The organism is Thermodesulfovibrio yellowstonii DSM 11347 (assembly GCF_000020985.1).
In the GTDB taxonomy this organism is placed as follows: domain Bacteria; phylum Nitrospirota; class Thermodesulfovibrionia; order Thermodesulfovibrionales; family Thermodesulfovibrionaceae; genus Thermodesulfovibrio; species Thermodesulfovibrio yellowstonii.
Window position 1 is genome coordinate 633,093 of sequence record NC_011296.1, and the last position, 13,564, is coordinate 646,656.

Consider the following 13,564-nt stretch of genomic DNA (forward strand, 5'->3'; position numbering starts at 1 on the left):
TTTCCCTGTAGGAAACAAGACCTCATTTAAAAGGGATTGCGACTTAATCCATAAGTTATATTGTCTTCTTTAAAATAAGTAGGAAACAAGACCTCATTTAAAAGGGATTGCGACATCCATTTTTGAGTGCATTTTCAAAGACCTGAAGTCGTAGGAAACAAGACCTCATTTAAAAGGGATTGCGACCAAGCACTATAGCAGCACCACCGCACACAAACCCAAGTAGGAAACAAGACCTCATTTAAAAGGGATTGCGACTGCAGTAAACGCAATAGGCGGCAGAGTTATGTCAGGTAGGAAACAAGACCTCATTTAAAAGGGATTGCGACGGCTTTTCCTTTGCAGCATCAATTGCTGCAACTTGTAGGAAACAAGACCTCATTTAAAAGGGATTGCGACGATATGAAACCAGAGGATACTTATTCATTATGTTGTGTAGGAAACAAGACCTCATTTAAAAGGGATTGCGACATAAAACCTCCTATATGTTTCATTTCTTCTTTAACTGTAGGAAACAAGACCTCATTTAAAAGGGATTGCGACCACACATAGTAACATAAGTTGTAACGGCAACATGTAGGAAACAAGACCTCATTTAAAAGGGATTGCGACTCAAAGAATCCCAGAAGGGTGCACCAACTATCTGTGTAGGAAACAAGACCTCATTTAAAAGGGATTGCGACATGAATCATTGTATTGTAGTCCTGATAGCAGATTCTGTAGGAAACAAGACCTCATTTAAAAGGGATTGCGACTTAAAATACTCAGTTGTGGTTGTCCTGCTCTTTATGTAGGAAACAAGACCTCATTTAAAAGGGATTGCGAGTTTCTAAAAAGGAGGTTTTAATGAACGTTGACAACAGCAATCAAGAGCCTTTATTAGGTTTTTTATCTCTTTATGAGACAACTTCGCATGATGGATATATTGGAAGCTTATTGATAACTGATCCTCATGGTATACCACAAGAATTTAGATGCACTCATCCTATTAAACCTACGGCAATCCAAAAGGATATTATACGGAGAGAGTTTAGAAACCTATGTTGGTGTCAATTTATGCGGATTTTCTTTGCTCAAATCTCTTCAAACTGTTCCATCAATTTTAATTGTTGGCAAGAATTACCTACTTGACACACGAAAAGTAACTTCTTATCCCGTTGTATATGTTAGAAAAGCTGGTGAAACAATAGATTTAAGTTCATCGGAAAGTTCAAAAATTGGTAAAAGGGAAAGAATTGAATGCCCTACCAGTAAATTTCAACCGATAATAGTTATCTCTCATCCAGATTTTAGTGATGATTTAGCAGTGGCAAAACAGATGCTTGAAAATATTTTTATTTTACTTGATCCTTTGGAACCATTTAATAGAATGTTAAAAGCAATTGAAGTCTTAGGCAAACAAGATAAAACATTTCAATGAACATAAGAAAACATAAGATTTCTAAAATATTATGAAATTTCTTAAAGATTTACGGATTAATTTAGCTAAAAAATTAATACTTAAAAAGAAAGAAGACATATTTTTACTTGATAAGATTGAAATAGACTTAAAGGGAGGAAGCCCAGTTAAACTTAAAATTCCTCCTTTCCCTACGCCTCAGAATATAGAACACCAATATTTTCAGAAACCATTAGTTAAGGATTATAATGTAAATTTCCCCGATTGTAAACATACTTGTATGTATCGTATTTCAAAAGATAAATTACCTGAAATCTCTGTTTTTGAAATAAGGGGAAAACTTTTCTGCCCTAAAATAAAAGCTTTTGCAGTTAATTTAGGTAACCCCGTGGTCATTGGAATGTCTTATAAAAAATACGAAAGAAAGGATAGGGTGTCAACCTTATTCCCTGTTAGTGATGATAAACTTTGTATTCACGGTATTGAAAGAAAGTTATGTTCTATTTGCAATCAAAGATTACAAAATAAAAAAACACCAATTAAGTCTAATTTTTTTCAATTAATTTTACCCATTCTCCAACCTCCATTAGGTGAAAATTTTGATAATCCGATTGCTTTTCAAAATAAATTGAAGTTATATCCCTTTAAAATAGATGGAGTTAAATTTTTAGCCAATCATAAACAGGCAATACTTGGAGATGAGATGGGACTGGGAAAATCTATACAAGCAATTGTTGCAATAAGATTACTATTCAGAATTGGGGAAATAGTCAATGTAATAATAGTTTGTCCAAAATCAGTGCTAACTGATTGGAAGAAAAAATTAAACGATTGGGCTCCTGAATTGAAAGTTGTAAAAATATGTGGCACTCCAGAACAAAGAAAAATTATCTGGTACTTTCCCGCGCATGTTTATCTAATAACTTATGATACGTTAAGGCAGGATGAGAATGTATCAAAAAAAGATTTTGATCTGGTTATATTAGACGAAATTCAGAAAATAAAAAATCCAAGCTCTGGAATTCCAAAAGCAGTCAGACAAGTTAATGGTAAAATTCGCTGGGGATTGTCTGGGACACCATTGGAGAATCACCTTGATGAGCTTGTGTCTATTTTTGCTTACATTAAACCAGGGCTTTTAACTTATAATGATGTTCAAAATCTTAAGAAGATTAAAGATTTAATTAATCCATTTTTTCTTAGGAGAAGAAAACAAGATGTTCTGAAAAAACTTCCTAAAAAAGTTTATGAAGAAGTTTGGCTTGAACTTACACCTGAGAGGAAAGCATATAATAAAGTTGAGCAAGAGGGAATTGTTACTTTAAAAAAGCAAGGAACATCTGTAACAGTTCAACATATTTGGGCATTAATTTCAAAATTGAAACAAATTTGTAATTTAGACCCTATATCAAATGAAAGTTGTAAACTTGAATATCTTCCTGTTGCCATTCAAACAGAAGACAGAACTCATAGAATTGGGCAGAAAAAAACTGTATTTGTTTCATCACTTTTTACTGTTAATACAATAGAAGAGCGAATACAAAATATTCTTAACAAAAAGAAACAACTCTTTAAAGAGGTTATTGATCACTTGAGTGATACAAGATTATCTAAAATTTTATCTGAAGAAGATTTGTTCAGCCTTTTTAATATCAAAAAATCTAAGAGTAAATAAAATGTCATAGCCAAGATTTAATCTCATAAGATAATCCAACCTTGACAATATTTCTGCAATGTTTCTGTTTGAAAAATTAATTTCCTCAGAGGGTTATAATTAACTTAAGGGCAAAAGCTCTGAATACAAGTAATAAAAAGAGGTGTGCTATGAGTTTAAAAATTCTTCATACTTCTGATTGGCATTTGGGAAAAGTTTTCAAAGAGACCACCTTTGAGCTTTTACCAATTCAAAAGCAGATAATGGACGAAATCGTTGATATTACCAGAAAAGAAAACCCTGACATTGTATTAATTGCAGGTGATATTTTTGACACATACAATCCTTCCTTTGAAGCTGAGAAAATTTTTTATGAAACTCTTTCAAGGCTTTCCGAGCAAAACTGTTTTGTATTTGCTCTCGCTGGCAATCATGACTCACCTGACAAGCTTCAAATATCAAAACCTTTAATAGCTGGTAAACATTCAATCTTCATAAAGAGCACAGCCTTTGATGAATCTAAGGATATTGAATTTGAAAATGAAAATTTTAAGCTCGCTCTTGAGAATTCATTTCTAAAACTACACTTAAAAAATGAAGGAACAGTTATAGCATTAAAATGTCTGCCCTATCTTTCAGAGGTTAGATTAGGATTAGCCGGTGATGAATATCTTAAAAAGGTCAATGAACTCCTATCCATTGAGCCACAATTTAGTTGTGATTACTTTTTATTGACGAGTCATCTGTCTATAGCAGGTGCTCAACAGTCTGGTTCTGAGAGGATTTTTCAAATTGGTGGCATTGAATATATTCCTATAGATTTTTTACCCAAAAGTGCTCACTACATAGCTCTCGGGCATCTTCATAGACATCAAAAACTAAGAAATGCTACTTACTCAGGTTCAATCTATCCCTTTGACCTTGCTGAGATAGAGCATAAAAAGGGAGTTTCTGTATGGGAAAACGGTAAGCCTGATTTTATAGAATTTAACAAAATTCCAAAGATAAGAAAGATTGAATTTGATTCTCTTGAAGATGCAGTAAAGAATGCACCAGAGGATGAGGCATACTATTATGTATTAATAAAAAATCCGCATGCTTATACTACCGCTTCAATTGATGCATTACTTAAAGCATACAGAAATAGACTGGTAAATTGGCAGTTTTATACTCCTGATGTTCCAGAAGAAATTTCAATTCCAGAACTTCACTCTTTGAATGAAGAAGAGATGTTCATAGAATTCTATAGGGCAAAGTTAAACAAAAAACCTTCTCAGGATATTTTGAGTCTTTTTCTAAAAACATTGGAAGAGGTGAAAAATGCTACCAATTAGCTTAATTTTTGAGGGATTAAACAGCTATGCCCGTGAGGTAAAAATTGATTTTACAAAATTTTACAGGACAAAGCTATTCGGTATATTCGGTATCACGGGAGGAGGTAAATCAACTATACTTGATGCAATAATTCTCTCAATTTACGGTAAAACACCAAGACTTGCTTCAACAAAAATCAAAGAAGCAATAAATCCACAAAGAGGGGTAATTAATATTGAGTTTACCTTTGAAATCGGGAGAAGAAGATTTAAAATCCAAAGGGGTATAGACCAAAGGGAGACCCAAATAAGGCTTTACAGGCTTGAAGAAGACAAAGAAATCCCTATTGCAGAAAAATCAAACGAATTTAATGAAAAAATAAAGGAAATAATAGGGCTCTCCTATGAAGAATTTTGTAAAGTCGTGATTCTTCCACAAAATCAGTTTGCGGAACTTTTACGGCTTGAACCTGCCAAGAGAGCTGAACTAATAGGTAACTTATTTGACCTAAACTACTTTGGTGAGCCTCTATATAGCAAGTTTTCAGAAAAATTTTTAAAACTTGAGTCAACGATTCAAGACAAACAAAGAAGACTCAATGAACTTTCTGAAATTTCACAGGAAAGCATTATTAACAAAGAAAGAGAGGTTGATGAGATAACAAAGGCTCTCGGCGAACTAAGACAAAAACAGAAAGAATTGATGGAAAAGCTTAATATTCTTAGAAATTTCAAACAACTTAGCGATAAAAAGAAAGAACTTGAGAGAGAACTCCAAAAAATGGAAACAAAAAAGATAGAAATAGAGAGCTTAAAAAATAAAATTCAGATGGATGATGAACTTGCTCCGTATAAAAAATCATTTGAAGAATTAAAAAATCTTAAAAAATCAATAGAGGCTAATAAACAAAAACATGAAGAACTTGCCAGAGAATTAAAAATCATTGAAAGCAGGTTTGAAAAACAAAGAGAACAAAAGGAAGAATTTGAAAAGTTTTTTTCTCAGAGAAATGAAGAGTTAATAGGAAAAATCAAAGAAAGTGAGCAATTGGTTGAGCTTGAACAAGAGATTAAAAGTCTTTTAGATAAAGAGCAGCAGAGAGCAAAAGAGATGAAAAAGCTTAATCTTGAGTTTAAAGAAGTTGATGAACAGTTGAAAAGAATTGACACTGAAACTACTCAATTAATGAAAAATATTGAAAAAAATAAAGCTCTTTTTGAGAACACTCAATTGAATGATGAAGAATTAAGGCTCTATGATTTGCTTCCAAATGCTTTATTAAAACTAAATGAGATAAAAAATCTTAAAGAAGAAATTGAGATATTAATCAAAAAAACTGAAAGAGAAAGAAAAAAGTGGGAAGAAAGCTTTGCCCAAATTCAGAAAGAGTTTAGGGATAGATTTAATTTAACGATAGCTACTTATGAGGAGATTGATTCGGTCATAGTCGCAAAAACCGAAGAAATCAAAGAGTTAAAGGATAAGCTTTTAAGAGAGCTTGATGAGTTTAAAGTTAAGAATCTGGCGTTTACCTTAAGCAAAACATTGTTGGAGGGGAAACCTTGTCCCGTGTGCGGAAGCACTGAACATCCAAAACCAGCAGAGAGTATAGATGATAAAAATATTGCACTGAGGGAAGAAAAACTCAAAGAAGTGGATGAAAACATATTTAAAATTGAGGACGTTAAAGCAAAAATAAAACCCTTAATGGAAAAGGTGTTTATTTCAAAGACAAATATTGAAACCTATGCTAAAGAGATTTCAGACAAAAAATCCAAACTAACAAAGGCTGAGCATGAACTTTCTCAGATTATTTCGGTGAAACTCTGGGCTAATGCTGAACAATTATTTGAACAAATTAAGAACAAGAAAAAGAAAAATGATGAAGTAATGAAAGAGTTAAATTATCTAAACAGCGAATTTCATGAAAAGATGAAACTCAAAAATGATGTAACTCAAAAAAGAGTTGAGATTTTCACAAAGATTCAGCAAACACATAAGGAACTGGAAGAAATTAAAAAAGATACAAAGGAAAAGAAAGATAAATTAAATGAAAAGACAGGGGGTAAAACTTCTTATGAAATCAAAACAGAAGCAGAAAAAGAACTTGAGATAATCAAAAAGAGAAGTTTACAACTTGAAAATGAACTCAAAGACTTAGACATTAAAAAACAAAACACTCTCATTGCAATGGAGAGAATTACGGAAGGAATCAAAAAAGACGAACAAAAGCAGAAAGAGATAAAGGCAAGCTTAGATTTAAAAGCAAAGGAAATGAGAATTGATGTATCCGAGCTTGCTGCCATAATTCTTGATGAGGAAACAAAGAAATCCTTAAAAAACACAGTGGAAGAATTTGAGAAAGAATTTAACAAAGCAAAAGGAGCTCTGGATAACATACTTAAGAATCTTGAAGAAATTCCCATAAAGGCAATACAACCTGATGAATTACAGGAGACCGAAAAATTTATTGCTGAAACAAACGACAAAATTGCTCAATCAAATGAAAAATTGGGCACACTAAAGGAGCAGATAAGAAAGGAAAAAGATATGCTCAAGGAAAAACAACTTCTTTCAAAAGAAATAACTTTAATGGAAAATGAATTTGAAAATGTAAAGCTACTCAAAAATCTTACCTATGGGAAAGAGATGGTTAAATTTTTTTCCTGGCAGTTATTAAAAGAAATCGTTAAATTGACAAACGGAATCCTCAGAACTCTCATTGGCAGAAGATTTTCAATCAACGTAAATCCTAATCTTGAATTTACCGTTTCAGACCTTCTTTATAACAAAGAGCGTTCAGTAAATACTCTTTCTGGTGGTGAGACTTTCATAGTTTCTTTTGCTTTAGCCCTTGCCCTTTCAAGCTATATTCAGAGCAAAAGAATGAGAGCCATACAGTTCTTTTTTATAGATGAGGGATTTAGCTCCCTTGATAGAGAACTTCTTGATTCTGTATGTGCTGTATTAAATGAACTCAAATCACAGGATAGACTTGTTGGGCTCATATCTCATATTGAAGAACTTAAACAGGTTATACCGAATAGTATAAATATAAAAAGGGATATAACAGGCTCAAGCATAGTAACCTTTAATGTGTAGGCAATAAATATGAGAGTACTTTACATAATAGCCTACGATATAACAGATGCGAGAAGACTTGGACAGATAAGATATTTTCTTAAAGGTTACAGCACGGGTGGTCAAAAGTCTGTTTATGAATGCTTTCTTGAAAGAGAAGAACTAAAATTTATAATTAGCAAAATAAAACGATTAATTAATCCCAATGAAGATAGAGTTCACATTTTCAGAATTGATGGAAGAAGCAAAGTTATTACACTTGGCATAGCAGTGCCCCCAATTGATCCAGAGTATTTTTACATAGGATAGAGTCATGAGTACAGTGTTTATAGACAGAAAAGATATAGAGATAAGAGTTGATGGAAACTCAATCAGCTTTTATGCGAAAGGCAAGAAAGACGGTAGCCTTCCTTTGTCACCTTTAAAGAGAGTGGTTATAGTAGGAAATGTTAAGATTGAGACCTCGGTTTTGTATAAACTGGTAAATCACGGAATTACTGTGCTTTTTCTTACTGGCAAACTTAAATATAGTGGTATATTAAATGGTCCACTCCACAACAACGGATTGTTGAGAGTTAAGCAGTATCAAAAATCTCTTTCTGGTTTTTCTTTAAAGTTTGCAAAAGAGCTAATAAAAAGAAAAATAGTCTCTCAAAGGGATTTTCTCTCTGAAATCAGGGAGATAAAAAAAGCTTTGGCTATGCAGGCAGATAGAGCAATTGAAATACTTAATAAAGCTATATCAAACATTGAAGTAACACCCATATCAATAGATTCCTTAAGAGGTATAGAAGGTGCTGCTTCTTCAATTTACTTTATTACCTATTCAAAAATTTTTCCAAACTCTTTGAAATTCGTTAGAAGAATTAAGCGTCCACCAAAAGATCCTGTAAATGCTATGCTTTCTCTTTGTTACACTCTGCTACATTATGAAATTGTGAGAGAAATTCAATTAATTGGACTTGACCCTACAATTGGTTTTTATCATCAATTTGAATATGGAAGAGAGTCTCTTGCCTGTGATTTAGTTGAACTTTTCAGAGTTAATGTGGACAGATTTGTATATGAACTTTTTAAGGCAAAACATTTGGGGAACAGAGACTTTATGAAGGATGAAGAGTCAGGTGGAGTATATCTAAAAAAAACTGGCAGAAAAAAATTTTATCCCCTTTATGAACAATGGGTTCAACAACAGAGAACCATTTGGAGAGGGGAGGTGCAAGGATTTGCAAGAAGAATACTTGAAGAAAAGGACATTATATCTGGTTGAAAAAGGCAACGGAACAACTGTAAGCAGAGATGGTCCTTCAGTTTTAATAGAAAGAAATTTTGCCGCGCCTGTAAGAATTCCTGCAGATTATATTGATAAAGTCATAATTTACGGAAATGTAGAAATTGATGCCTTTTCAATAACGCTTTTTTCTTCTAAATTTATACCAATTTTGATTATAGGCAGACATGAGGAATCCTCTATAATACTCCCAAATACAAGTGAATTAAAAAGCTATACTAAATATCAGATAATGATGCTTGATTCAAAGAAAATTGTTGAGAGCTTTATTAATTGGATTAAAGAAAGAAGAGCACAGAATCAGAAAAAAGTCCTAAATAGTCTCTTTGAAAACATCTCTATATCAATAGAGGCAGAAGATAGAAACTACAATGTAATGATTAACAAAATCAAACCCTCTGATTTTCTATGGAGCAGGGTAAAAGAGATAATGCAAAATTTAATAATCATAACAATTCTTTCAAACCTTATAAAATTCAAATTAGATCCTCACATAGGAGTAATCAATCAGGGATATAATTATGGTTTAGTGTTTGATATATATCAGATCTATGAACCCTATGCAGACTTTTTAACCTTTCAATTTTTTTATGCTGACGGAGCGAATATTGATTTTATAAAAAATCCAGATTTGAACTATGATAGACTCAGGTTTCTGATAGATAAATTTGAGAAGAAGAAAGATGACATTGAGCAAGAACTTAATTCGTCAATAGCTCAAATACTTTCTTTTCTAAGGAGTATATCCACATGAGATTGCCTTATCTTGTATGTTATGACATATCAGATGAAGGCAGACTTAATAGAGTTTACAGATTTATGAAAGGAAAAGGTTTTCATATTCAGTATTCAGTATTTTATTGTATTTTAACTGATGTTGAGTTAAAAGAGATGAAAGCAGAAATACTAAAGTTAATACACTCAAGATACGATGATGTAAGAATATATCCCTTGCCAAACAACTCACTTGTAGCAGTTTTAGGAGTTGGAGACAGGATTCCAGATGGTGTAGAGGTTTTTTATTGATAAAACATAGTACCATCTTTTTTCTGATTGATAGCGAAGAATCCTGCCTCGAGTCTTCTTCATCTGCGCGAAAGTTACTGAAAATAGAGACTAAAATGTAGATAAAATATTGCCCTAAAGGGAAAGGAGCATTTTTAATAAAGATTTTATCAATTAAGTGAGCCGTGCAGGATTCGAACCTGCGACCCGCTGATTAAGAGTCAGCTGCTCTACCAGCTGAGCTAACGGCCCACAAAAATAGGATACAAAAAAGCGTGTTAAAAGGTCAACTTATCTCATTTCTCATTCTGTTATAATAGAAAATGTATTTTGCATGTGTGATGACTCCTATTGGATTACTGGGAATTGTCTTTGATTCTTTTTTATCAGTAAAAAAAATATTCATAACAGACTCCGATAAAAATACAACTATTCCTGAATTTGCATTAAATTTTGTTAAGCAGTTGAATTCATATTTTAAAGGTGAACTCTTAGAGTTTAACTATCCTGTCAATATCCAAAATATCTCAGAGTTTGATAAAAAAGTTCTTGAAGTAACTTGTGAAATTCCATACGGGCAAACTGTTACATATAATTGGCTTGCGAAAAAGCTTAATACATCGCCAATAGCTATTGGACAGGCTTTAAAGCGAAATCCTTTGCCAATCATTATTCCCTGTCATAGGGTGATTAAGTCAGATGGAACATTGGGTGGATACAGTCTTGGAATAGAAATAAAAAAGTGGCTTATAGAGCATGAAAGGTCTACGCTTTACAAATTTCAATTAATGAAACTTCATCACAGGATGTTATAATAGATACATGTTTGTTCAACATCAAGCATTTATTTGGAATGGTAAAGAAAAAAGCTTGAAAATTGTTAACAGGCTTCCCAAATATGATATCAAAGAACTTTTTGGAATTGACAAGCAAAAAGAGTTACTTCTTTCAAATACAAAAGCTTTTATTGAGGGCAAAAGGGTTAATAATGTCCTTTTATGGGGAGAAAGAGGAACAGGTAAGACTACCCTTATAAGAAGTTTGCTTGGTTATTTTAAAAAATCTTCTTTAAGAATGATTCAGGTTTTAAAAAATGATATTATCACAATGCCTTATCTTTATGACATTATCTATGAACACAGAGATTTTAGATTTATTATTTTTATAGATGACCTGTCATTCAATGAAAATGAACAGGAATTCAGAGATTTAAAAATCGTCATGGATGGAGGGATAGAGGAAATTCCTGAGAATTCTGTTATTTATGCTACTTCAAACAGGAGAAATCTCATGCCTGCTGTATCCCAGAGTGACAATGAGCTTTTTCCCGAAGACAGCCTTCAAGAGCGCGCTTCATTGATTGAGAGATTTGGTTTAAGAATAGGATTTTATAGATTTTCACAGGAGCAGTATCTTGATATTGTTAAACATTACGCAACAGTTGCTGGGATAGATTTAAATCCTGAAGAACTGACCAAAAAAGCCAGAGAATGGGCTTTAATCCATGGAACAACAGGGCGGTCTGCCTATCAGTTTGTCTTAAGTCTTCAGATTTTTTAAAGCAAGCTTATTCAGGGCATTAATATAGGCTTTTGCAGAAGCAACAATTATATCTGTGTCAGAACCATGTCCTCTTACAGTATGTCCTCCTTCTTCAAGAATAACTGTTACTTCACCAAGAGCATCTGTTCCGCCTGTAATTGCTTTTATCTCAAACTTGTTTAGTTCCGCCTTTGAACCTGTAAGTTCTGTGATAGCTCTATACACGGAATCAACAGGACCATCTCCAGACACTGTTATTTCCTTTTCATCTCCGTTTATTTTCATTTTTACTGTGGCTGTTGGTTTTTTCTTGGTTCCACTTGCTACCTCAAGGTCTATTAACTGATAAACCTCTGCAATTCTTAGAACTTCATCTGAAACAAGTGCTTCAATGTCCTCATTGAATATATACTTTTTTTGGTCAGCAAGCTTTTTAAATCTTTCAAATGCCCTGTTTATTTCTTCTTCTGTTAAGCTAAATCCAAGTTCTTCAAGTCTTTTCTTGAATGCATGTCTACCAGAATGTTTACCAAGAACAATCTTTGAACTTGGAATTCCTATGTCTTCTGGTCTCATTATTTCATAGGTTGTTCTTTCCTTTAGCACACCATCCTGATGGATTCCTGCTTCGTGGGCAAAGGCATTTGCTCCAACAATTGCTTTATTAGCCTGAACAACCATGCCTGTAATTTTACTTATAAGTCTGCTTGTTCTATAAATCTCCTGAGTTACAATTCCAGTATCAGCTTTGAAAAAGTCGTTTCTTACCTTTAAAGCCATAACTATTTCTTCTAAAGCAGCATTCCCTGCTCTTTCACCAATGCCATTTATTGTGCATTCAACCTGTCCTGCACCTTTAAGTATTGCAGTAAGTGAGTTTGCAACAGCAAGTCCGAGATCATTATGACAGTGAACACTTATTGTGGCTTTGTCTATATTGGGGACTTTATTCATAAGATACTCAATAAGTTCTCCATATTCCTGTGGAATTGTGTATCCCACTGTATCTGGTATATTTACAGTTGTAGCACCTGCTTTTATTACTTCTTCAGTTACTTTGCAGAGATAGTCCCAATCTGACCGAGTTGCATCCTCAGCTGAAAACTCAACGTCATCAGTGTACTGTTTTGCTTTTTTAACAGCTTTAACCGCAGCCTGAATTACTTGGTCTCTGTCCATTCTGAGTTTATATTTAAGATGTATATCTGAGGTGGCAATAAAAGTATGTATTCTTTTCTGTTCTGCAGGTTTCAAAGCCTCAGCAGCTCTTTCAATGTCTTCATCCCGGGCTCTACAGAGTCCTGCAACTACAATACCCTTAACTTCTTTTGAAATTCTATTGACTGCTTCAAAATCTCCTGGAGATGCTATAGGAAATCCTGCTTCTATTATGTCAACCCCAAGTTTTTTAAGCTGTTTTGCCACTTGAATTTTTTCATCAACATTCATTGATGCTCCGGGAGACTGTTCTCCATCTCTAAGGGTAGTATCAAATATTTTTATTCTTCTCATCTTGCACCTCAGGTTTTTGTTTTCTTTTTTTAATTAAAATTATTATATTTTCAATTATACCTGATAATACGTAAATGCTGGCAAGTGTAAATATTGCAATCTGTGGATGAATTACTATGAAGAAGATTAAAAGAATAAAAAACAAAAGTATCCAAAAAGGTTTTTTTTCCTTAAAATCAACTTCTTTAAGTCCATGAAATTTAAGATTACTAACCATCATAAAAGATAATAAAAAAGTCAAAGCAGGGAAAAATATATTTTTTTGAGGAGTAAAATTCAGTATGTCCTGACAGAAAATAACTGTAGCAGCAATCATTGTTGCAGCACCTGGAATGGGCAAGCCTTTAAAAGATTTTATTCCTCCTCCTGACTGAATATTAAATCTTGCCAATCTTAAAGCACCGCATGCAGCAAATAAAAAAGCTATGGCAAAACCAACTCTGCCAAAATCAAACAATGCCCATTTATATATAAGAATAGAAGGCGCTACTCCGAATGCTACAAGATCAGAAAGAGAATCAAGCTCTACACCGAAGCGTGTTGTTGTTCTTGTAAGTCTTGCTACCCAACCGTCAAGTCCGTCAAATATGTTTGCAAGGATTATAGCCCATGCAGCATAAATAAACTTTCCATTTATTGCTGAAATAATCGCATAAAAGCCAAAAAACATTCCACAAAGAGTTAAAGCATTGGGTAGGATATAAACACCTTTGGCTGGTTTTCTATCAGGATCTCTTATTTTCTTTTTTCTCACTTTTATCATGTT

The 13,564-nt window shown here is 33.3% G+C and carries 12 protein-coding genes, 1 tRNA gene and 1 CRISPR repeat array (1 of these 14 running past the window's edge); of the genes, 10 read left to right on the forward strand and 3 right to left on the reverse strand.

Annotated elements, in window-relative coordinates; translation table 11 throughout:
• A CRISPR array of direct repeats spans positions 1-826; the repeat unit is 36 nt; unit sequence GTAGGAAACAAGACCTCATTTAAAAGGGATTGCGAC (it extends 1,063 nt beyond the left edge of the window).
• 243 nt (positions 827-1,069) lie between these two features.
• The 8 genes from THEYE_RS03175 (at position 1,070) to cas2 (THEYE_RS03210) (ending at position 9,765) form a co-directional block, all read left to right on the forward strand.
• Positions 1,070-1,420, forward strand: coding sequence for a hypothetical protein (locus THEYE_RS03175; RefSeq protein WP_012546826.1), 351 nt, complete (start codon positions 1,070-1,072; stop codon positions 1,418-1,420).
• A gap of 31 nt (positions 1,421-1,451) precedes the next feature.
• Positions 1,452-3,074, forward strand: a complete 1,623-nt coding sequence (locus THEYE_RS03180; RefSeq protein ID WP_012546108.1) for a DEAD/DEAH box helicase — start codon at positions 1,452-1,454, stop codon at positions 3,072-3,074.
• A gap of 149 nt (positions 3,075-3,223) precedes the next feature.
• Positions 3,224-4,387: a metallophosphoesterase family protein gene (locus THEYE_RS03185; protein WP_012545271.1), complete on the forward strand. Its 1,164-nt coding sequence runs from the start codon at positions 3,224-3,226 to the stop codon at positions 4,385-4,387.
• Positions 4,374-7,469 carry an AAA family ATPase gene (locus THEYE_RS03190; protein ID WP_012546332.1) on the forward strand — a complete coding sequence of 1,032 codons (3,096 nt, stop codon included), beginning with the start codon at positions 4,374-4,376 and terminating at the stop codon, positions 7,467-7,469. The genes THEYE_RS03185 and THEYE_RS03190 overlap by 14 nt, the downstream gene beginning before the upstream one ends.
• 9 nt (positions 7,470-7,478) lie before the next feature.
• Positions 7,479-7,757 (forward strand): CRISPR-associated endonuclease Cas2, encoded by a 279-nt coding sequence (gene cas2 / locus THEYE_RS03195; RefSeq protein WP_012545199.1) that lies wholly within the window; start codon positions 7,479-7,481, stop codon positions 7,755-7,757.
• A gap of 4 nt (positions 7,758-7,761) precedes the next feature.
• Positions 7,762-8,718 (forward strand): CRISPR-associated endonuclease Cas1, encoded by a 957-nt coding sequence (gene cas1, locus THEYE_RS03200; RefSeq protein ID WP_012546247.1) that lies wholly within the window; start codon positions 7,762-7,764, stop codon positions 8,716-8,718.
• On the forward strand, positions 8,675-9,493 hold the full coding sequence (locus THEYE_RS03205) for a CRISPR-associated endonuclease Cas1 (RefSeq protein WP_012546877.1): 819 nt from the start codon (positions 8,675-8,677) through the stop codon (positions 9,491-9,493). The genes cas1 and THEYE_RS03205 overlap by 44 nt, the downstream gene beginning before the upstream one ends.
• Positions 9,490-9,765, forward strand: a complete 276-nt coding sequence (gene cas2, locus THEYE_RS03210; protein ID WP_012546007.1) for a CRISPR-associated endonuclease Cas2 — start codon at positions 9,490-9,492, stop codon at positions 9,763-9,765. Before THEYE_RS03205 ends, cas2 (THEYE_RS03210) begins: the two co-directional genes overlap by 4 nt.
• 158 nt (positions 9,766-9,923) lie before the next feature.
• Here the strand turns inward: cas2 (THEYE_RS03210) and THEYE_RS03215 are convergent.
• Positions 9,924-9,996: transfer RNA gene (locus THEYE_RS03215), tRNA-Lys, on the reverse strand.
• A gap of 89 nt (positions 9,997-10,085) precedes the next feature.
• Here THEYE_RS03215 and THEYE_RS03220 point away from each other — a divergent pair.
• Together THEYE_RS03220 and THEYE_RS03225 are read left to right on the forward strand one after the other, a co-directional pair.
• Complete coding sequence (locus THEYE_RS03220; protein ID WP_012545669.1) at positions 10,086-10,559, forward strand: methylated-DNA--[protein]-cysteine S-methyltransferase; 474 nt, start codon at positions 10,086-10,088, stop codon at positions 10,557-10,559.
• Positions 10,560-10,566: 7 nt separating this feature from the next.
• Positions 10,567-11,304, forward strand: coding sequence for an ATP-binding protein (locus THEYE_RS03225; protein ID WP_012545516.1), 738 nt, complete (start codon positions 10,567-10,569; stop codon positions 11,302-11,304).
• On the opposite strand, the gene THEYE_RS03230 is transcribed toward THEYE_RS03225, so the two are convergent.
• Together THEYE_RS03230 and pssA are read right to left on the reverse strand one after the other, a co-directional pair.
• Positions 11,284-12,798, reverse strand: coding sequence for a 2-isopropylmalate synthase (locus THEYE_RS03230; protein ID WP_012546793.1), 1,515 nt, complete (start codon positions 12,796-12,798; stop codon positions 11,284-11,286). The genes THEYE_RS03225 and THEYE_RS03230 overlap by 21 nt on opposite strands.
• Positions 12,776-13,552 carry a CDP-diacylglycerol--serine O-phosphatidyltransferase gene (pssA, locus tag THEYE_RS03235; RefSeq protein ID WP_200855677.1) on the reverse strand — a complete coding sequence of 259 codons (777 nt, stop codon included), beginning with the start codon at positions 13,550-13,552 and terminating at the stop codon, positions 12,776-12,778. The genes THEYE_RS03230 and pssA overlap by 23 nt, the downstream gene beginning before the upstream one ends.
• Positions 13,553-13,564 lie beyond the last annotated feature (12 nt).

Bases quoted from the DNA above. Each gene is read 5' to 3' on its own strand.
- THEYE_RS03180 (WP_012546108.1), top strand. From the start codon at position 1,452: ATGAAATTTCTTAAAGATTTACGGATTAATTTAGCTAAAAAATTAATA.
- THEYE_RS03185 (WP_012545271.1), top strand. From the start codon at position 3,224: ATGAGTTTAAAAATTCTTCATACTTCTGATTGGCATTTGGGAAAAGTT.
- THEYE_RS03190 (WP_012546332.1), top strand. From the start codon at position 4,374: ATGCTACCAATTAGCTTAATTTTTGAGGGATTAAACAGCTATGCCCGT.
- cas2 (WP_012545199.1), top strand. From the start codon at position 7,479: ATGAGAGTACTTTACATAATAGCCTACGATATAACAGATGCGAGAAGA.
- cas1 (WP_012546247.1), top strand. From the start codon at position 7,762: ATGAGTACAGTGTTTATAGACAGAAAAGATATAGAGATAAGAGTTGAT.
- cas2 (WP_012546007.1), top strand. From the start codon at position 9,490: ATGAGATTGCCTTATCTTGTATGTTATGACATATCAGATGAAGGCAGA.
- THEYE_RS03220 (WP_012545669.1), top strand. From the start codon at position 10,086: ATGACTCCTATTGGATTACTGGGAATTGTCTTTGATTCTTTTTTATCA.
- THEYE_RS03225 (WP_012545516.1), top strand. From the start codon at position 10,567: ATGTTTGTTCAACATCAAGCATTTATTTGGAATGGTAAAGAAAAAAGC.
- THEYE_RS03230 (WP_012546793.1), bottom strand. From the start codon at position 12,798: ATGAGAAGAATAAAAATATTTGATACTACCCTTAGAGATGGAGAACAG.